Consider the following 18183-nt stretch of genomic DNA (forward strand, 5'->3'; position numbering starts at 1 on the left):
CGGCGCACGCCGGGGTGCGCGCGCGGCCGCGCACCGGCACACGCTCCGTTCCCATGACGGCTACGCCACCGGGACCGCCGTGCGGTCGTTCTCGGCCAGGTGCTCGGGGACGCGGGCCGCGCCGAACGCGGTGCTGCGGCGGAGGCGGAAGCCCAGGGACTCGTACAGCCGGATCGCGTTCGCGTTCTGGGCGCCCGTGTGCAGGAACGGCGTCTCGCCGCGCTCCCGGATGCCGTGGGCGACGGCGCGGATCAGCCGCGTCGCGAGGCCCTCGCCGCGGTGCGCCGGGTCGGTGCAGACCGCGCTGATCTCGGTCCAGCCCGGCGGGTGCAGCCGCTCCCCCGCCATGGCGATCAGCGCCCCGCCGCGGCGGATGCCGAGGTAGGTGCCGAGTTCGATGGTGCGCGGCAGGAACGGACCGGGCCGGGTGCGTGCCACGAGGTCGAGCATCTCGGGCACGTCCGCCGGCCCGAGCGGGACCGCCTCCGGGTCCGGCGCGGCGTCGAGGCCGTCGTCCACGAGTTGCACGCCCTCGACGCGAAAGGTGATCTCCCAGCCGTCCGGGACCTCGCCACGGTAGCCCAGCAGCGGAACCTCAGCGCCGGGACCCGCCAGCGCGGCGAGGTCCGCCCAGTCCCGCGCGTCCGGCTCGTCGGGCAGAGCGAGCCACGGGGTGACGTCGACGGGGTAGCGCACCAACCGGCCGCGCCACTGCGCGAAGTGCGCGTGCGGGCCGGTCAGCGCGGCCAGGGCGGGGCGGTCGAGGACGTGCGGGGCGGCGACGGACGTCCGTTCGTCGCCGCCCGGTCCGGCTATGACGCTCACGCGGCCACCTCGATCACGATCTTTCCCAGGGTGTGCCCGTCCTCGACGGCGCGCAACGCCCGGTCGGCCTGCTCCAGCGGGAAGGTGCGGGTCACGTGCGCCTTCAGCGCGCCGCGCACGGCGAGGTCGGCGACCGCCTCCAGGACGGCGGCCGTGCGGGCGCGCTCGACCCGGGCACCGCCGAGCGAGGCGACGGCGTCGAGCGGGGAGCCGGCCGTGATCAGCTTGCCGCGGTCCTTGAGCAGTTCGGCGGCGTCGGCGAGCACCGCCCCGCCCACCAGGTCGTACACCCCGTCGATCCCGTCGGGCACGGCGGCACGCACCCGCTCGACGAGGCCGGGACCGGAGGGACCGTAGGAGACGTGAACCGCGCCGAGCGACTCCACGAACTCCCTCTTGCCCTCGCTCGCCACGCCCACGACCCGCAGTCCGAAGGCCCGGGCGATCTGCACGGCCGCGCTGCCGACGCCGCCGCCGGCGCCCGTGACCAGCAGCGTCGTCCCGCCCGGCAGGTCGAGCTGACGGAGGCCGTCGTAGGCCGTGGCCGCGGCGACCGGGAGCGTGGCGGCGTCGGTGAAGGACAGCCCTGCGGGCTTGTGGACGGTCACGTCGGCGGTGAGCAGGGCGAACTCCGCGTACCCACCGCTGGCGGTGCTGCCGAGGACCTCGTCGCCCACGGCGAAGCCGGTCACGCCCGCGCCGACCTCCGCCACGACGCCCGCCGCCTCGCTGCCGAAGACCCGGGGAAAGGGGCGCTCGTTCTCGCCGGGGCGCAGGAAGCCCTTCCGCAGCTTCCAGTCGACGGGGTTGACCCCTGCCGCCCGCACCGCGATCAGGATCTCGCCGGGGCCGGGGCTCGGACGGTCGAGTTCGGTCAGCGCCTCGGTCTCCGGTCCGCCGTGCCGCGTGTAGACATACGCCTTGGGCATGTTCGCTTCCTCGCTTCTCTCGCGCTGCCACCGGTGTACCGGCACCCGCATCGAGCGCAAAGCAGAAGCGCCGCAGAGCTATTCCCGGAGCCCGAAAGAGTTCATACGGATGCAATGATCCACGCGGAGACCCGGGAAGGGGCACCCGGAACGACAGCGTACGGTTGAAGCATGAACGTCACGCGAGGCTTCACGGGCCGTCCGCGCGTCGACAACCCGGGGCTGCCGCCCGGACAGTACGACGCGGGCGAGGACTGGCCCGTCCTGTCCGCCGAGGTCACCCCGGACCTCGCGCCGGCCGACTGGTCCTTCCGCATCGACGGCCTGGTCGAGCGGCCGCACACCTGGGACTGGGACGCGGCGCACACGCTGCCGGAGTCGGCGTACACCGGCGACATCCACTGTGTGACCGGCTGGTCGAAGTTCGGCGTGCGTTTCGGGGGCGTCTGCCTGGACGCGTTCTTCGACGTGGTGCGGCCCCATGGGTCCGCGACACATGCCGTGGCCTACTCCCACACCGGCTACACCACGAACCTGCCCCTCGCGGACCTCACCGGCGGGCAGGCCTGGATCGTCTGGGAATACGGCGGCGAGCCGCTGCCGTCGGAGCACGGCGGTCCGGCGCGGCTGATCGTGCCCCATCTGTACTTCTGGAAGAGCGCCAAGTGGATCGCGGGTCTCACGCTGCTCGACCACGACGAGCCCGGCTTCTGGGAGCGCAACGGCTACCACGAGCGCGGCAACCCCTGGGAGGAGCAGCGGTACTCCGGTGACTGAGACGGCGACGACGAACCCGACGGCTCCGCCGGCCCCGGCCGGCGGCCCCCTCGTCCCCGCGACGCGGTTCGCCGTGCCGGGGCGGATCGAGGTGAGCGGTCGGGCGGCCACGGTGTGGCAGACGGCCACACTGACCGAGATCCGGCGCGAGACGCCACGGACGGCCACGTTCCGGCTGGCCGTGCCCGCCTGGGCGGGACATCTGCCCGGCCAGCACCTGATGCTGCGGCTGACCGCGCCGGACGGCTACACGGCGCAGCGCCACTACTCCCTCGCGTCGGCGCCCGACGACTCGGGGCACGTCGAACTGACCCTGGACCACGTCCCCGGCGGCGAGGTCTCCGGCTGGTTCCACACGGTGGCCCGCCCCGGTGACACGGTCGAGGTGCGCGGCCCGCTGAGCGGCTTCTTCGCCTGGCCCGGTGACCGGCCCGCGCTGCTCATCGGGGCCGGTTCCGGGGTCGTACCGCTGATGTCGATGGTGCGCCACCACCGGCTGCGCGGCCTCGACGTGCCGCTGCGTCTGCTGGTGTCCGCGCGCGGCCCCGAGGAGCTGATCTACGCGTCCGAACTGGGCACGGAGACGACGCCCGTGTTCACGCGGAGCGCCCCCCAGGGCGTGCCGGTGGGACGTATGGCGGCGGCACATGTGGCGCCGCTCCTGGCCGAGCGGCCTTCTGGCGGGTGGGAGGCCTATGTGTGCGGATCCAACGCGTTCGCCGAGCACGCCTCCCGGCTGCTGGTCGCGGCAGGACAGCCGGTGGAACGGATCCGGATCGAGCGCTTCGGCTGAGCCGCCCGTCCGGAACGCGGTCCGGAACATCGTCCGGGACACCGTCGAACATCGTCGGGAACAGGCCGGGAACACCTGTCCGGGTCGCACGCCGGGGCCGGGCGCGCGACCGTGGGGCGCATGGCTCGTTCCGCGCTCCAAGCGGGCTTGAACTCGCGGTTCACGGCGTGAGCGAGGGGCACCGTACGGGGTACGAGACGGATGTGGACGCTCGTGTGCGTGAGCGATGGGGGACGGCGGACCCATGACAGCGGTCCGTCCGGCGCTCCGGCTCCTACGGGGCGAGGAGGTGGACATGCGGACCCGGGTTCATGGCTGGCGCTGGCAGCGCAATCCGCTGCGGCGCCGCTCGGACGTCGTGGAGGCGTGGACGGTGCTGGTCGTCTCCGTCCTGCTGTTCGTGGTGGTGCCCCTGGCCGGGATGGCCGCGGGCCTGCGTGCGTACGACCAGGCCGGCTCGCTCGCGGCGACGGCCCGTGCCGAACGCCACCAGGTGCACGCCCGGGTGGTCGGCGAACCGCCGCGCCGGGTGTCCGCCGTGGAGGGCGACCGTGAGCGCCCCTACCGCGCCCAGGTGCGCTGGGCCGAACCCGGCAAGGGGACCCGGACGACCTGGGCCCGGGTGCCGACGGGGACCCGGACCGGTGACACGGTCTCCGTGTGGCTCGACGCGCGGGGCCGGGATGTCGCCCCGCCGCCGGACGATGCGGCGATCGTGCAGCACGCGGTGACCGTCGGTGTGTGCGCGGCGGGCGGCGCGGCGGCCGTCGTGCTCCTCGGGTGCGCGGTCGAGCGCCGGATCGCACTGCGGCACCGGATGGCGGAGTGGGAGCGCGAGTGGGAACACACCGGCCCGAAGTGGACCCAGCCCAGGGCGTGACAGCGACCCGATCACTGTGTCCGGCCGACGCACCCCGGCCATCCGGGAGCAAGCGCTTGCCCATCGCATGACCAGGCACGTCTCCCATCAGGAACCCGTAGGGACATGCCCCACCGGGCCTGGCCAGTCCTCCGATCATCCACGTACGGTGAGCTGACACGCTGTCCCTTCACCAAGGCGGTTGTTGATGGCCCTGTTCGACCTTTCCCTCGACGAACTGCACGCGTACCGGAGCGAGTCCATCGAGCCGGAGGACTTCGACGCCTTCTGGGACAAGACCCTGGAGCAGGCGCGCGAGCACGAACTGGACGCCCGTTTCGAGCCGGTGGACACCGGGCTGTCGACGGTCGAGGTGTACGACGTGACGTTCGCCGGGTTCGACGGCCACCCCGTCAAGGGCTGGCTGCGACTGCCGGCCGGTGCCTGCGAACCCCTGCCGCTGGTCGTGGAGTTCATCGGCTACGGCGGCGGGCGCGGGCTTCCGCACGAGAACCTGCTGTGGTCGTCGACGGGCCGCGCGCACTTCACGATGGACACCCGCGGCCAGGGCAGCGCCTGGGGCGGGGGCGGCGGCACGGCGGACCCGGTCGGCGCGGCACCGGCGTACCCGGGCTTCATGACGCGCGGCATCGACGCGCCCGAGAACTACTACTACCGGCGGGTGTTCACGGACGCCGTACGCGCGGTCGAGGCCGCCCGTGCGCACCCGCTGGCCGACGCCGCGCGCACGGTGGCGCTCGGCACCAGCCAGGGCGGCGGCATCACGCTCGCGGTCGGCGGCCTGGTGCCGGACCTGGTCGCGGTCGCGCCGGACGTGCCGTTCCTGTGCGACTTCCCGCGCGCGACAACCCTGACGGACCGTCACCCCTACCGGGAGATCGGCCAGTTCCTCAAGACGCACCGCGGCCGCTCGGCGGAGGTGCAACGCACCCTGTCGTACTTCGACGCCGTGCACTTCGCGACCCGCGGCCGGGCGCCGGCCCTGTTCTCCGCCGCCCTGGAGGACCAGACCTGCCCGCCGTCGACGGTGTTCGCGGCCTTCAACGCCTGGGCGCAGGAGGACAAGTCGATCGAGGTGTACGACTTCAACGACCACGAGGGCGGCGGCCCCTTCCACGAGGCGGCGAAGGTGCGCTGGCTGCGGTCGTACGCCTGACGGCGCGTCGTCCGTCTGACAGCGCGCGGCGGGTTTCGGCCGAACCGCAATGCCGCTCTTCCCTTGTGGTTTAGACCAATGCAATGGTGGTCGCGCAATGAGCCCGCACGGCTACGTCTTGTCACCACAGGAGGGCGCGGCATGGCCCGCACCACCCCGCACGAACCCGAGCAGAGCCACGCAGCCGCAACGGTCGACGACCGGCCCCTGTACGGGCGGATCGCGGCTCTGCTGCTCGACGAACTGCACGCCGGTACCATTCCGCCCGGCGAACGGCTGCCCGGCGAACGGCACTTGGCGGCCCACTACCAGGTCAGCCGGGAGACCGTCCGGCAGGCGCTGGACCTGCTGCGCCGAGGCGGCCTGGTCGCCACCGACCGGCGCGGCAGCCATGTCACCCTGCCCGGCCGTCCCGTCGAGGCGCCGGGGACCCCGGTCTTCCCGCTGGGCGCCCGCTCGGCGGACCCGTGCGCGGTCGACCGGGCCACGGTGACCTGGGAGGCGCCGCCGCCGGAGCACGCGCGGGCACTGGGCCTCGCCCCGCAGCGGCCGACGCTGGTGCACCGCTACCGGTCGGCCACTGCGGACGGCCGGTCGCTGCGCACCGCGGTGACGTCGTTCTCGGCGGTGGCGCTGGCCGAGGTCGCGGAGCTGGCCCGCTACCGGGGCCGGGCCGACGGGGCCACCCCGGCACAGCTGCGACGGGCCTACGACTGGATGCGCAAGGCCGGTCTGGCCCTGCACCACCGGGACGCCATCAGCCAGATCGGCGACGCCTCCTCGGTGCGGGTGACCCGCCGGGTGCACGACCAGTACGCGCGGCCGCTGGAGATCACCGACCTGGTGGTGCACGAACAGGACATGCTCGTCTACGAGTTCACGCTGCCCGCCGCCGGCTGAGGCCTGCGGGCCACCACCAGCCGGACCCGCGGACCGCCGTCGCCGCGCCGCCCGAACTCCGGCAGGGCGCGCAGCTCGGTCACGAAGCCGGCCTCCCCCAACTCCCGCAGCACAGCCCCGAGTCGGAAGGCCCGGTAGTACATGACGAACGGCGGCCGCCACAGGGCGTTGCGCACCCGCATCACCGTGTCGAAGCCGAGCAGCGCCCAGTAGCCGGGCCTCGTCGGGCGGGGCGGGGCGAGCACCGGGAAGGCGAACCGGCCGCCGGGCCGCAGGGTCGCGTGGACCCGGGCGAACAGGCCCGGCAGCTCGCTCGGCAGGAAGTGGCCGAACGCGCCGAAGGAGACCACGAGGTCGAAGGCGGCCGCGAACGGCAGGGCACGGGCGTCGCCGCGCACCCAGGCGACCCCGGGCCCGCCGGCGGGCGGCCGCACCCGGCGCCGGGCCACGTCCAGCATGCCCGCGCTGAAGTCGACGCCGGTGACGCTCCGGCGGCACAGCCCGGTCAGCACCTCCACGCCCGCGCCCGTGCCGCAGCACAGGTCGAGCCCGTCCTCGAACGGGCCGAGCGGGGCGAGCTCCTTCGCGACGGACTCCAGCACCGCGTCCGGTGTCCGGAAAGGGGTGTGGTCGAACTTCGGGGCGAGCAGGTCGTAGCCCCGCTCGACGGACGACAGCGCCTGGACCGCGAGTTCACGCAGGGTGGGGCCTTCGGGACCGAACATCGTCTCAGCCTAGGGCCACCCGCCGGGTGAGGACCGCGAGGGCCCGCTCGCACCAGCGCAGGTTCTCCTCCTCGAAGGAGATTCCGGCCATCAGGGTGAGGTACGGCCCGACACGCTCGGCGGTGCGCAGGTACTCCTGCTCGCCACGCCCGTCCAGCAGGCGCTCGCGCACCCGCCGGTAACGGTCGAGCTTTCCGCGCGCCCAGCCCCTGCGCTCCTCGATCAGCGCCCGGGTGATCTCCGGGTCGCCGCCGTCCATCGCCTGGATCTTGATGAGGAACTCGTCACGGACGGCCGTGGGCCGCTTCGGCGGTTCGGCGGCGAACGCGCCGAGCTCGGCCCGGCCGGTCGCCGTGAGCGTGAACATCCGCTTGTTGGGCCGCCGTTCCTGCTGCACGGTGCGGGCCTCGACGAGCCCGTCCTGCGCGAGGCGCTCCAGCTCCCGGTAGAGCTGCTGCGGGGTGGCGGGCCAGAAGTTCGCGAGCGAGACGTCGAACACCTTCGACAGCTCGTAGCCCGAGGCCTCGCCCTCCAGCAGGGCGGCCAGGACGGCGTACTTGAGCGACATGTGGACAGGCTAACAGCAGTTGATTAATCTCATCCGCACCTATTCAATTAATTGACTATGTGAGGTGATCCGATGCGCGCGTTCCGCGAGGCGGTGGAGGCCGGGGACATCGACGCCGCCGTGGCATTGCTGGCCGAGGACGTCGTCTTCACCAGCCCGGTCGTCTTCAAGCCGTATCCGGGCCGGGCGATCACCGCGGCGATCCTGCGCGCGGTCTCCCAGGTCTTCGAGGACTTCCGGTACGTCCGCGAGATCGGCGCCCCGGACGGCGGCGACCACGCGCTGGTCTTCACGGCCCGGGTGGGCGACCGCGAGCTGACCGGCTGCGACTTCATCCACGTGAACGAGGACGGGCTGATCGACGACTTCATGGTCATGGTCCGTCCGCTGTCCGGCGCCCATGCCCTCGCGGAGGCCATGGGCGCGCGGTTCGACCGGATCGCGAAGGAGGCGGAGGCGCGGTCGGCGTGAGCCGGACGGGCAGGGTGCGCACGCTGTTGCCGACGAAACCGGAGTGCGGCGGCAGATCGGCTTCGGCCGCGGCGAGTTCGAGGCCGGGGAAGCGGGTGAACAGCCGCTCCAGCGCGATCCCGGCCTCCAGCCGGGCCAGCGGCGCACCGAGGCAGTAGTGCGCGCCGTGCCCGAAGGAGAGATGGCGTACGGCGTCGGCCCGGGCGGGGCGGGTGACGTCGAAGCGGTCGGCGTCGGGGCCGTGCGCGGCCGGGTCGCGGCCGGCGGCGGAGTAGCCGGCGAGGACGGGGGTGCCCGCGGGGATGCGGGTGCCGTCGACGGTGAGGTCCCGCACCGGATAGCGGAACGGGAAGTAGCTCACCGGCGCGTCCCAGCGCAGCGTCTCCTCCACCACGTCCGCCCAGTCCGCCCGGCCCGCGCGCACGAGGTCGAGCTGGTCGCGGTGGGCGCACAGGGCGCGTACGGCGTTGGTGACGAGGTTGAGGGTGGTCTCGTGTCCGGCGACGATCATCAGGACGAGGGTGCCGATCAGTTCCTGGTCGCTGAGCCGGTCACCACCCTCGTCGCGGGCGGTGATCAGCGCGCTGGTGAGGTCGTCGGCGGGGTGCGCCGCCTTGGCCGCCGCGATCTGGCCCAGTATGGCGACGAGTTCGCGGTTGGCGGCGATGGCCCGCTCGGGTGGGATGTCGGTGGCGACGACCTGGTTGCTGAGGTGGTGCAGCCGGTCGCGGAACTCGACGTCCACGCCCAGGAGTTCGCTGATCACTCCCATCGGCAGCGGCAGGGCGAAGTGCCGGCGCAGGTCGGCGACACCGGCTCCGGCGTCGGCGGCGCGGGCGAGATCGTCCAGCAGGAGTACGGTCAACTCCTCGATCCGGGGCCTGAGTTCGGCCACTCGGCGAGGCGTGAAGGCCCGGCCCACCAGGGACCGCAGCCGACGGTGGTCGTCACCGTCGGCGGTGGTCATGCCCCGCACGGTCGCGAAGGTCAGCATCGGCCACCCGGGGCCGATCCGGCCCTCCCGCAGGGCCGCGAAGTGCCGTGCGTCCTTGGCCACTTCGGGGTGCTGGAGGAACTCCTTCATCGCCCCGTGCCCGAGTACGGCCATCCCCTCGATGCCGCCGGGCAGTTCGACCGGGGCCACGGCACCGTCGGCCAGCAGCCGCGCGTTGACGGCGTGCGGGCACCCGCCGGCGGGGTCCAGACGGTACGGGGGCCGGGCGGCAGAGGTCTCCACGGATTCTCCTGAAGGTCGGGCGGGCCGGGAATGAACGCGGACTCCGTCATGTTGACCGAAGCGGACGCACGGGTATAGTGCGATCAGCGCATGTGCGTGTCCCGTCGTACGGACACCGATGTCGCGGACTTCTCCACCAGCCCCTCGGCCATGGCGTTCGACCGGCCCGGGCTTCCTCTCAGCACCACCTCGTGACCAGGGCGTCTCCGCCGTACCCGAGGTGCCGTTCCCGCCGCCCGGAGGCACGCCGTACCGGCCGTACGCGCCTCCCTCTCGCGGCCTCTCCCCCCTTCCCATGCTCTCCCTTCCGTCCGCGAAAGGACTTCCGGCCATGACCACCACACTCGAACACGCTCCCGCGGCCCCGCAGGCCCCGGCCGCCCGGCTCGTCACCGGTGTCCTCGACATCGACGCGCAGGGCAAGGGGCACCTGCGGCCCGTGAACCTTCTGGCCACCCCCGCGGACCCCCAGGTCCCGGCGGCCCTGATCCGGCGCCACGGGCTGCGCAAGGGCGACCTCGTCGAGGGCGTCCGGGGCGAGAAGCGGGCGCTGACCGAGGTCACGCGCGTCGAGGACCGCGCCACGGCGGACGTGCGCGAGCGGCGCCGTTTCCGCGACCTCACCCCGCTCCACCCGCGTGACCGCATCCGCCTCGAACACCCCGCGTCCGGGCCGGCCGGCCGCGTCACCGATCTCCTCGCGCCGGTCGGCAAGGGCCAGCGGGGGCTCATCGTGGCCCCGCCGAAGACCGGCAAGACGGTGCTGCTCCAGCAGCTCGCCGCGGCCGTGGCCGGCAATCACCCGGAGTGCCGACTGATGGTCCTGCTGCTCGACGAGCGGCCCGAGGAGGTCACCGAGATGCGCCGCTCGGTGCGAGGCGAGGTGTACGCCTCCACGTTCGACCGGAGCCCCAGGGAGCACATCGCGCTCGCCGAGCTGCTCGTCGAGCGCGCCAAGCGCCTGGTCGAGGCCGGTGAGGACGTCGTCGTCCTGCTGGACTCGCTCACCCGCCTGTGCCGGGCCCACAACAACGCCTCCGCCGCCGGCGGACGCACCCTGAGCGGTGGTGTCGACGCGGGCGCGCTGCTCGGGCCGAAGCGGTTCTTCGGCGCCGCCCGCCAGGCCGAGGAGGGCGGCTCTCTCACCATCCTCGCCACCGTGCTGGTGGACACCGGCTCGCGTGCCGACCAGTACTACTTCGAGGAGCTGAAGAGCACCGGCAACATGGAGCTGCGGCTCGACCGGGAAGCGGCGGCCCGCCGTCACTTCCCCGCCGTCGACATCGACGCGACCGGCACCCGCCGCGAGGAACTCCTGCTCACCCCGGCCGAGTTGACGGCCGCACACGGTCTGCGCCGGGTGCTGCGCGGTCGCGAGGGCGGCCCGTCCGGCCTGGAGACCCTGCTGGAGCGGTTGCGCGCCACACCGGACAACGCCGCGTTCCTGCGGCAGATCCGGCCCACCCTGCCCGCCGGCTGACCCTCGCCCCGGGGTGCCTCGTCCGGGTTGTCCGCATGGGCCGAACGGACCGCAGCGCGCGAGGAACGGCAGGCGCCTCCCTACGTTGATGTGCATGATTCACGGACTTTCTCACCGTGTGGCCGTTTCGGCCTGTGCGCTGTGCGTGGCGGGGGTCCTGACGCTCACACCGGCCGCGGCCTCCGCCCGGCACCGTGCCGGAGCCCCCGCCCCGTCCCCCGGGGAGCCCGCCCCGCCCGGCCCCCGGGCGGCGCTGCCGGGGCCGTCCCTGCTCTACGGCTCCGGCACACAGGTCCGGCCGCACCGGGACGCTCCCGAGGTGCCGAACGTGTCGGCGCTGTCCTGGGTGGTGGCCGACGCCCGCAGCGGGGACGTGCTGGCCGCGAGCGGAGCCCACCGCGGACTGCCGCCGGCCAGCACCCTGAAGACGCTGTTCGCCCTCACCGTGCTGCCCACCCTGCCGAGCGGGATGCGGCACACCGTGCGGAACGAGGACCTGGCGGGCATCGGCGCGGGCAGCAGCATGGTCGGCATCAAGGAGGGGCAGACCTACCAGGTGGCCGACCTGTGGCGCGGGGTCTTCCTCCGCTCCGGCAACGACGCCGTCCACGTGCTCGCCTCGATGGCCGGCGGCTGGCACACCACGGCCACGCGGATGCAGGCCAAGGCCCGCTCGCTCGGCGCCCTGGACACCCATGTCGTCTCCCCGGACGGATACGACGCGGACGGCCAGGTCTCCTCCGCGTACGACCTCGCGGTCTTCGGCCGGGAGGGCCTGCGCAACCCCGACTTCGCCCGCTACTGCTCCACCGCCCGGGCCACGTTCCCCGCCGACGGCTGGTCGTTCGGGATCCAGAACACCAACCGCCTGCTGACCGGCGCGAACGGCGTGCAGCCGTACCAGGGCCTGATCGGCATCAAGAACGGCTACACCAGCAACGCGGGCAACACCCTGGTGGCCGCGGCCGACCGGGGCGGACGCACGCTCGTGGTGACCGTGATGAACCCTCAGGGCGGCGGCTTGACGGTGTACGACGAGGCCCGCGAACTGCTGGACTGGGGCTTCGACGCGGCCGGTCGGGTGGATCCGGTGGGCTCGCTGGACGGACTGCGGGTGAAGTCCCGCCCGGCCAAGCCCCCGGCCGCACCGGTGGCCGCCGCCGCGTCGCAGGCACCGGGCGACGGCGTGGACTGGCCGCGCACGGCGGTCGTCGCGGGGCTCTCCGGGCTCGGCGCGGGCGCCTTGACAGTGGCGCTGCAGCGGCGGGCCAGGCGCAGGGACGCGCGCGACTGACCCGTCGGCAGTCCGAGCAGCAGGCCCAGCGTGATCCACGTGTAGGCATTGCTGCCCAGGAAGCCGCCGACGCCCGAGGCGCCGTCGTACCAGAGCCACACCACGCTCGTGCACAGCACGGCGTACAGGGCGCCCGCGATCCGCGGGCGCCCGGCGCGGACCAGCACGGCGAAGGACGGCAGCAGCCACACCAGGTGGTGCACCCAGGTGATGGGGCTGACCAGGCAGGCCGCCGCCCCGGTGAGCGCGAAGGCCGCCGTCCAGTCGCCGGCCGTCACCGCCCGCCGGGTCCGCCAGGCCCATACGCACAGCGTCAGCAGGACGAGCGTCGCCCACAGCGGGCGGCCGGTGTCGCCGAGGCGGGCCAGCACGCCCTGGAGCGACTGGTTCGACACGTAGTCGAGCCGCCCCACCCGGCTGGTGTCCCACAGGGCCTCGGTCCAGTAGTAGCGGGACGCCCGCGGGTCCGCCCAGGCCGCGAGCGCGGTCGCCGCGACGGCGACGGCCGTCGCAACGCCGGCCGCGCGGCGGCGCCCGGCGATCAGCAGCAGGCCGATGAACAGGGCGGGCGTCAGCTTCACGGCGGCGGCCAGCCCGATCCCGGCACCGGCCCAGCGCCCCCGGCCGGTGGCGAGCAGCCGGGAGTCGGCGAGGACGAGGGCGAGGAGCACCAGGTTCACCTGGCCGAAGCTGAAGGTGTCCCGCAGCGGCTCGAACAGGGCGAGCAGACACAGCAGCAGCGCCCAGCGGTACCAGCCGTGGCGCCGCCAGCCGGCCCCGGCGAGGATCCGCAGGACCACCGCCAGCGCGGCCAGGTTGATCACGAGGGACAGCGTGATCGCGGCGGTCCGGCCCAGCGGGGCCAGCGGCAGCATGGTGAGCGCGGCGAACGGCGGATAGGTGAAGCCGTACGCGGTCCCGGGCACGTGGTAGTCGTAGATCCGGCCGCCATGGCGGACCCAGGTGTGCACGGTGCCGTAGTAGACGCGCAGGTCGAAGAAGTCGCGCAGCAGCGGCACGGTCGCGGTGAAGACGGTGACCGAAGCGACGAGGACGAGGACCAGCAGCAGCCGGCCCCGCCGGGTGCGCGGCCCGATCGGACCGGTCAGCGCGCTCATGCGGTACGTCCCGGGGCCGGGGCCTGCGCCGCCTGGTGGGCCTGCCACAGCACGACCACGCCGAGCACCCCGCCGGAGACCGCGAGCACCAGCTGCCCGAGGTCGGCGGGGCCGCCGCTGGGCAGGACGGCGAGCGCGAGCACCCCGGCCAGCGCCGCGACCCGGTGCCGTACCGAGGTCTCGGGCGCGGCGGCGGCGATCAGGAACAGCCCCCACAGCAGGTACCAGGGGCGGATCGCCGGGCCGAAGACGGCGACGGTCAGCAGGCTCAGACCGAGCGCGTACACCGGCTTGAGGCGCAGCCGGAGCCATATCAGCGCGACGACCACGGCGGTGATCGCGAGGCCCAGCAGATGCCAGGCCGGCACGGCGAGCGGGGCCAGGCCGCTGCCGAGGTGGTGGAGCAGGGCGCCGGTGGCCCGGCCGAGCAGGCTCGTCAGGGCCCAGTTCTGTGGGGAGACCGGGGTGGTCAGCGCGGCGATCCAGCCGTAGCCGGTGCCGGCGACGGCCGTGGCGGCGACCGTCGTCGCGGCAGCGGCGGCCGCCGTGGTCAGTACGGCGGGCAGCGGGCGGCGGCCGGAGCGGATCTGGAGCGCGAGGACCGCGAGGAGCCCGAGCGCGGCCGGCGCCTTGACCAGGGCGGCCAGCGTGACGAGGACGGCCGCGAGGATCCCGGCGGCCGGCCGGCGGCCACGCGCGGCGACCAGGCCGAGCCCCAGCAGGCCGAGCATCAGGGCGTCGTTGTGGGCGCCCGCCACCAGGTGCAGCAGGACCAGCGGGTTGAGGGCGCCGAGCCAGAGGGCGGCGGCCGGGTCGGCGCCGCTGTGCCGGGCGAGCCGGGGCAGCGCGAGCGCCATGAGCGCCACGCCGAGCAGGGCGACCATGCGCATGCCGAGCAGGCCCGCGGGCAGTTCGCCGCGGGTCAGGCCGGACAGCGCGGAGGCCAGCCCCAGGAAGGCGGGGCCGTAGGGGGCTCCGGTGTGCTGCCACATCGGAGCGACCTCGTCGGCGAGCGGGCCGCCGAGCTGGGCCGGGCCGTGGGCGTAGACGTCCATGTGGGCGTCGACCATGGCGCCCTGTGCGAGATAGCTGTAGACGTCCCGGCTGAACAGCGGCGGCGCGAGCAGCAGCGGGGCCGTCCACACGGCGAGGACGAGCAGCAGGGCGCGCGGGCTGGGCGGCCGGGGTCCGCGGACCAGGCGGCCGAGCAGCACCCAGGCCGCTACCAGCAGGACGACACCGAAGTACACGCCGACCAGGCCGAGCGCCGCCTGCGCCGAGGCGGGGGCCAGCAGATCCTGCACGGGCAGGGCACCGGCGGTCTCACCGCCCAGCGCGAGGAAGGCGGTACCGGCCAGCCCGAGCAGCTGACAGCGGCGGAGATCGACGGGGAATGCCATGGCCAACACTGAGTCAGCGTGTCGACATCGGGTGGCCGGAAGACTACGGTCCCGCCACCGACGGGCGGCCCGGACGTGTCCGGCGTGTGAGGAACCGCGCCCCACCTCGCGCGAATCCCCCGGCCCGAATCTCCTGAACCACTCAGAAAACCGACAAACCGGTCAGCGTCGTGAAGCGGTCCAGCGCCGCCACTCCGGCGACCGAGTTGCCGCGCTCGTCCAGGCCGGGGCTCCACACGCACAGCGTGCAGCGGCCCGGGACGACCGCGATGATGCCGCCGCCCACTCCGCTCTTGCCGGGCAGGCCCACCCGGTAGGCGAAGTCACCGGCCGCGTCGTACGTCCCACAGGTCAGCATGACCGCGTTGACCTGCTTGGCCTGGCTGCGGGTGAGCAGCCGGGTGCCGTCGGCACGGATGCCGTGCCGGGCGAGGAAGCCGGTGGCGAGGGCCAGGTCGGCACAGGAGGCGGCGACGGAGCACTGCCGGAAGTACTGGTCGAGCAGCACCGTCACGTCGTTGTCGATGTTGCCGTAGGAGGCCATGAAGTGGGCGAGCGCGGCGTTGCGGTCGCCGAAGGCGGTCTCGGAGGCGGCGACCTCGTGGTCGAAGTCCAGCGCCGGGTTGCCGCTCTCCGCGCGCAGGAAGTCCAGGAGCTGTCCGGCGGCGTCCTCGGTACGGGTCTGGAGGCGGTCGGTGACGACGAGCGCGCCCGCGTTGATGAACGGATTGCGCGGGATGCCGTTCTCGTACTCCAGCTGGACCAGGGAGTTGAACGGGTTGCCGGAGGGTTCGCGGCCCACGTGCTCCCAGAGTTCGTCGCCCTCACGGGCCAGGTCGAGGGCGAGCGTGAAGACCTTGGTGATCGACTGCGTGGAGAACGGTTCGCGCCACTCCCCCACCCCGTACACGGTGCCGTCCAGTTCGGCGACCGCCATGCCGAAGCTGCGCGGATCGCGGGCGGCCAGGGCCGGGATGTAGTCGGCGGGACGGCCGCGGCCGGGGGTGTGGCCTATCTCCTCGGCGATGCGCTCCAGGACCGGCAGGAAGGTGTGGGACGACGTCGTTGTCATGATCGCCATTGTGCCTCCCGGCCGGTCCCGGAGCGTAATCGAGCGCGCGTTGCCGCAGGTCAGGCGAGCGGTGCTCCGCTGCCCGCGAGGACCTCGGGGCGCAGCAGGCCGGCCAGCTGTTCGGCGGGCAGCAGGCCCTTCTCCAGCACGAGTTCGGCCACGCCGCGGCCCGTGACGAGGGCCTCCTTGGCGATGTCGGTCGCCGCCGTGTAGCCGATGTGCGGGTTGAGCGCCGTGACCAGGCCGATGGAGTTCTCGACGCTCGCGCGCAGCCGCTCGGTGTTGGCGGTGATGCCGTTCACGCAGCGCTCGGCCAGCGTCAGGCAGGCGCTCTGGAGATGCGTGATCGACTCGGACAGCGAGTGCAGGATGATCGGCTCGAAGGCGTTGAGCTGGAGCTGCCCGGCCTCGGCGGCCATCGTGATGGCGACGTCGTTGCCGATCACCTCGAAGGCGACCTGGTTGACCACCTCGGGAATGACCGGGTTGACCTTGCCCGGCATGATCGACGAACCGGCCTGGACGGGCGGCAGGTTGATCTCGCCGAGGCCCGCGCGCGGTCCGGACGACAGCAGCCGCAGGTCGTTGCAGCTCTTGGACAGCTTGACCGCGATCCGCTTGAGCACGCCGGACATCTGGACGAAAGCGCCGCAGTCCTGGGTGGCCTCGACCAGGTTGGCCGCGGTGACCAGCGGCAGCCCGGTGATCTCCGACAGGTGCCGGCGGGCGGCCTCGGCGTACCCGGGGGACGCGTTGAGGCCCGTGCCGATGGCCGTGGCGCCGAGGTTGATCTCGTGGATCAGCTCGACGGCCTCGGCGAGACGGCTGCGGTCCTCCTCGATCATGACGGCATAGGCCGAGAACTCCTGCCCGAGCGTCATCGGCACGGCGTCCTGCAACTGTGTACGGCCCATCTTGAGCACGTCACGGAACTCGACGGCCTTGCGGGCGAACGAGTCCTGCAGCACGGCCATGGCCTTGAGCAGTCCACGTACCGCGAGCACCGTCGCTATCTTGACGGCGGTCGGGTAGACGTCATTGGTTGACTGACCCAGGTTGACGTCCTCATTGGGGTGCAGATAGGTGTACTGGCCCTTCTCCCGCCCGAGCAGCTCCAGCGCCCGGTTGGCCACGACCTCGTTGGCGTTCATGTTGGTCGACGTGCCGGCGCCGCCCTGGATGACGTCGACGACGAACTGGTCGTGCAGCGCGCCCGCCCGGATCTCGCGGCAGGCGGCGACGATCGCCTCCGCCTTCTCGGGCGCCAGCAGCCCCAGCTCCTGGTTGGCCAGCGCGGCGGCCTCCTTGACGGCGGCCAGGGCGTCGATCAGATGCGGGTACGCGGAGATCGGCGTACCGGTGATGGGGAAGTTCTCGGTGGCCCGCAGGGTGTGCACACCCCAGTAGGCGTCGGCGGGTACGTCACGGTCGCCGAGCAGGTCGTGCTCGCTGCGAGTGGCGGCGGTCATGAGGGTACGGTCCTCTTTCTGAGGGTTTGAGAGTGTTCGGCGGACTACGCGCAGGCGGTGAAAGGAACCGGGTCGAGGGCACGCACAACCCGCACCGACCCCACCGGCTCACCCCCACCCAGCAGCGGTTCGCCCGCGAACTCGGTGAGCAGCCCGGGATCGACACCCGCGCGCGCGAGCGCGGCCGCGGCGACCGGGATCCGTGCCCGGTTCGCCCCGTCGGCGATCTTCACGGCGACGGCCCGGCCGTCCGGCAGCGCGGCGACCTGCACGCCCTCGAAGCCGTCCTTGGCGAGCAGCCCCGGCACGGCCCGCATCAGCGCGGCCACGTCACGGCCGGAGCCGGAGGCCATCTCGGCGTGCTCGCGCATCGCGGCGGCGACCTCGGCCTCCGGCGTGCCGGGCGCGGCCGAGGTGATCCGGGCGAGGGCGCGGGCGAGACCGTGCAGGGAGATGGAGAACAGCGGCGCCCCGCAGCCGTCAACGGTGACGCGGGCGACGCGCTGGCCGGTCAGGTCCTCGACGATCTCCTGGATCGCCTGCTGGAGCGGGTGCGCCGGGTCGAGGTAGTCCTCCAGCGTCCAGCCGTTGAGCTTGGCGGTCCACAGCATGGCCGCGTGCTTGCCGGAGCAGTTCTGCGCGAGCCGGGAGGGCAGCCGGCCCTCGCGGACCCAGGCGTCCCGGACGACCGGGTCGAACGGCATGTCGGGGACGTTGCGCAGGTCGTCCTCGGTGAGTCCGGCGAGTTCGAGGATGCGCCGGGTGCCGGCGAGGTGGCGCTCCTCGCCGGAGTGGCTCGCGGCGGCCAGCGAGAGCAGGTCGCCGTCGAGCGGCAGCCCGGCCCGCAGCATGGCCACGGCCTGGAGGGGCTTGACGGCCGAGCGCGGGTAGAAGGCGGCCTCGATGTCGCCGAGTTGGAACTCCACCCGGCCGTCGGCGCCGAGGACGACGACGGAGCCGTGGTGGATGCCCTCGACGACCCCGCCGCGGACGAGGTGGGCGACGGGAGCGTGGAGGGGTTCGCGGACGACGGGCGCGTCGGCGGGGGAACTGCTGTACATCACTGCCTGCATCGATGGGTCGGGGCGG

At 73.4% G+C, this 18183-nt stretch carries 17 protein-coding genes and 1 pseudogene; 8 read left to right on the forward strand and 10 right to left on the reverse strand.

Translation table 11 applies throughout. The features are described from left to right. Positions 1-60: 60 nt before the first annotated feature. Together BIV23_RS36925 and BIV23_RS36930 are read right to left on the reverse strand one after the other, a co-directional pair. A complete protein-coding gene (locus BIV23_RS36925; RefSeq protein WP_071385337.1) occupies positions 61-825 on the reverse strand; it encodes a GNAT family N-acetyltransferase in 765 nt (254 codons plus the stop codon). Next, complete coding sequence (locus tag BIV23_RS36930) at positions 822-1754, reverse strand: quinone oxidoreductase family protein (RefSeq protein ID WP_071385338.1); 933 nt, start codon at positions 1752-1754, stop codon at positions 822-824. Before BIV23_RS36930 ends, BIV23_RS36925 begins: the two co-directional genes overlap by 4 nt. Before the next feature lie 171 nt (positions 1755-1925). Here BIV23_RS36930 and BIV23_RS36935 point away from each other — a divergent pair, with 171 nt between their 5' ends. The 5 genes from BIV23_RS36935 (at position 1926) to BIV23_RS36955 (ending at position 6260) form a co-directional block, all read left to right on the forward strand. Then, positions 1926-2531: a sulfite oxidase-like oxidoreductase gene (locus tag BIV23_RS36935; protein ID WP_071385339.1), complete on the forward strand. Its 606-nt coding sequence runs from the start codon at positions 1926-1928 to the stop codon at positions 2529-2531. A gap of 73 nt (positions 2532-2604) precedes the next feature. Beyond that, positions 2605-3324 carry a ferredoxin reductase gene (locus BIV23_RS36940; protein WP_071385388.1) on the forward strand — a complete coding sequence of 240 codons (720 nt, stop codon included), beginning with the start codon at positions 2605-2607 and terminating at the stop codon, positions 3322-3324. A gap of 295 nt (positions 3325-3619) precedes the next feature. Next, the gene (locus tag BIV23_RS36945; protein ID WP_071385340.1) at positions 3620-4204 is read left to right on the forward strand and encodes an Rv1733c family protein; all 585 of its coding nucleotides are present in this window, start codon (positions 3620-3622) and stop codon (positions 4202-4204) included. 187 nt (positions 4205-4391) lie between these two features. Further along, entirely contained in the window at positions 4392-5360 is a 969-nt protein-coding gene (locus tag BIV23_RS36950) for an acetylxylan esterase (protein ID WP_071385341.1), read from the forward strand. A 141-nt stretch (positions 5361-5501) separates the two neighbouring features. Next, positions 5502-6260: a GntR family transcriptional regulator gene (locus BIV23_RS36955; protein WP_071385342.1), complete on the forward strand. Its 759-nt coding sequence runs from the start codon at positions 5502-5504 to the stop codon at positions 6258-6260. Here BIV23_RS36955 and BIV23_RS36960 read toward each other — a convergent pair. Together BIV23_RS36960 and BIV23_RS36965 are read right to left on the reverse strand one after the other, a co-directional pair. Beyond that, a complete protein-coding gene (locus BIV23_RS36960; RefSeq protein WP_071385343.1) occupies positions 6230-6985 on the reverse strand; it encodes a class I SAM-dependent methyltransferase in 756 nt (251 codons plus the stop codon). The genes BIV23_RS36955 and BIV23_RS36960 overlap by 31 nt on opposite strands. Before the next feature lie 4 nt (positions 6986-6989). After that, positions 6990-7553, reverse strand: a complete 564-nt coding sequence (locus BIV23_RS36965) for a PadR family transcriptional regulator (RefSeq protein ID WP_071385344.1) — start codon at positions 7551-7553, stop codon at positions 6990-6992. A gap of 72 nt (positions 7554-7625) precedes the next feature. Here BIV23_RS36965 and BIV23_RS36970 point away from each other — a divergent pair, with 72 nt between their 5' ends. Continuing rightward, the gene (locus BIV23_RS36970) at positions 7626-8024 is read left to right on the forward strand and encodes a nuclear transport factor 2 family protein (RefSeq protein WP_071385345.1); all 399 of its coding nucleotides are present in this window, start codon (positions 7626-7628) and stop codon (positions 8022-8024) included. On the opposite strand, the gene BIV23_RS36975 is transcribed toward BIV23_RS36970, so the two are convergent. Next, a complete protein-coding gene (locus BIV23_RS36975; protein WP_079173637.1) occupies positions 7927-9261 on the reverse strand; it encodes a cytochrome P450 family protein in 1335 nt (444 codons plus the stop codon). The genes BIV23_RS36970 and BIV23_RS36975 overlap by 98 nt on opposite strands. Before the next feature lie 331 nt (positions 9262-9592). Between BIV23_RS36975 and rho the strand changes: the two genes are divergently transcribed. Further along, positions 9593-10741: a transcription termination factor Rho gene (gene rho, locus BIV23_RS36980; RefSeq protein ID WP_071385346.1), complete on the forward strand. Its 1149-nt coding sequence runs from the start codon at positions 9593-9595 to the stop codon at positions 10739-10741. Between the two features lie 94 nt (positions 10742-10835). Next, positions 10836-11738, forward strand: a pseudogene (locus tag BIV23_RS47490) (D-alanyl-D-alanine carboxypeptidase family protein); the annotation flags it as partial. An 11-nt stretch (positions 11739-11749) separates the two neighbouring features. On the opposite strand, the gene BIV23_RS53695 reads toward BIV23_RS47490, so the two are convergent. From BIV23_RS53695 to BIV23_RS37015, 5 genes are all read right to left on the reverse strand, one after another. Then, a complete protein-coding gene (locus BIV23_RS53695; RefSeq protein WP_071385348.1) occupies positions 11750-13153 on the reverse strand; it encodes a glycosyltransferase family 87 protein in 1404 nt (467 codons plus the stop codon). Continuing rightward, on the reverse strand, positions 13150-14553 hold the full coding sequence (gene mptB, locus BIV23_RS37000; protein ID WP_071385349.1) for a polyprenol phosphomannose-dependent alpha 1,6 mannosyltransferase MptB: 1404 nt from the start codon (positions 14551-14553) through the stop codon (positions 13150-13152). The genes BIV23_RS53695 and mptB overlap by 4 nt, the downstream gene beginning before the upstream one ends. Positions 14554-14695: 142 nt before the next feature. Further along, positions 14696-15634, reverse strand: a complete 939-nt coding sequence (locus BIV23_RS37005; protein ID WP_071385350.1) for a glutaminase — start codon at positions 15632-15634, stop codon at positions 14696-14698. 50 nt (positions 15635-15684) lie between these two features. Further along, positions 15685-17094 carry an aspartate ammonia-lyase gene (aspA, locus tag BIV23_RS37010; RefSeq protein WP_071385351.1) on the reverse strand — a complete coding sequence of 470 codons (1410 nt, stop codon included), beginning with the start codon at positions 17092-17094 and terminating at the stop codon, positions 15685-15687. Between the two features lie 44 nt (positions 17095-17138). After that, positions 17139-18155 (reverse strand): asparaginase, encoded by a 1017-nt coding sequence (locus BIV23_RS37015; RefSeq protein WP_071385352.1) that lies wholly within the window; start codon positions 18153-18155, stop codon positions 17139-17141. Between the last annotated feature and the right edge of the window lie 28 nt (positions 18156-18183).

Source organism: Streptomyces monashensis, from assembly GCF_001866665.1.
Classification (GTDB): domain Bacteria; phylum Actinomycetota; class Actinomycetes; order Streptomycetales; family Streptomycetaceae; genus Streptomyces; species Streptomyces monashensis.

Excerpts from the sequence above, each read along its gene's own strand:
- BIV23_RS36960 (WP_071385343.1), bottom strand. The coding sequence starts at position 6,985 with ATGTTCGGTCCCGAAGGCCCCACCCTGCGTGAACTCGCGGTCCAGGCG.
- BIV23_RS36955 (WP_071385342.1), top strand. The coding sequence starts at position 5,502 with ATGGCCCGCACCACCCCGCACGAACCCGAGCAGAGCCACGCAGCCGCA.
- BIV23_RS36950 (WP_071385341.1), top strand. The coding sequence starts at position 4,392 with ATGGCCCTGTTCGACCTTTCCCTCGACGAACTGCACGCGTACCGGAGC.
- rho (WP_071385346.1), top strand. The coding sequence starts at position 9,593 with ATGACCACCACACTCGAACACGCTCCCGCGGCCCCGCAGGCCCCGGCC.
- BIV23_RS37015 (WP_071385352.1), bottom strand. The coding sequence starts at position 18,155 with ATGTACAGCAGTTCCCCCGCCGACGCGCCCGTCGTCCGCGAACCCCTC.
- BIV23_RS36935 (WP_071385339.1), top strand. The coding sequence starts at position 1,926 with ATGAACGTCACGCGAGGCTTCACGGGCCGTCCGCGCGTCGACAACCCG.
- BIV23_RS37005 (WP_071385350.1), bottom strand. The coding sequence starts at position 15,634 with ATGGCGATCATGACAACGACGTCGTCCCACACCTTCCTGCCGGTCCTG.
- BIV23_RS36945 (WP_071385340.1), top strand. The coding sequence starts at position 3,620 with ATGCGGACCCGGGTTCATGGCTGGCGCTGGCAGCGCAATCCGCTGCGG.
- BIV23_RS36970 (WP_071385345.1), top strand. The coding sequence starts at position 7,626 with ATGCGCGCGTTCCGCGAGGCGGTGGAGGCCGGGGACATCGACGCCGCC.
- aspA (WP_071385351.1), bottom strand. The coding sequence starts at position 17,094 with ATGACCGCCGCCACTCGCAGCGAGCACGACCTGCTCGGCGACCGTGAC.
- mptB (WP_071385349.1), bottom strand. The coding sequence starts at position 14,553 with ATGGCATTCCCCGTCGATCTCCGCCGCTGTCAGCTGCTCGGGCTGGCC.
- BIV23_RS53695 (WP_071385348.1), bottom strand. The coding sequence starts at position 13,153 with ATGAGCGCGCTGACCGGTCCGATCGGGCCGCGCACCCGGCGGGGCCGG.
- BIV23_RS36965 (WP_071385344.1), bottom strand. The coding sequence starts at position 7,553 with ATGTCGCTCAAGTACGCCGTCCTGGCCGCCCTGCTGGAGGGCGAGGCC.
- BIV23_RS36930 (WP_071385338.1), bottom strand. The coding sequence starts at position 1,754 with ATGCCCAAGGCGTATGTCTACACGCGGCACGGCGGACCGGAGACCGAG.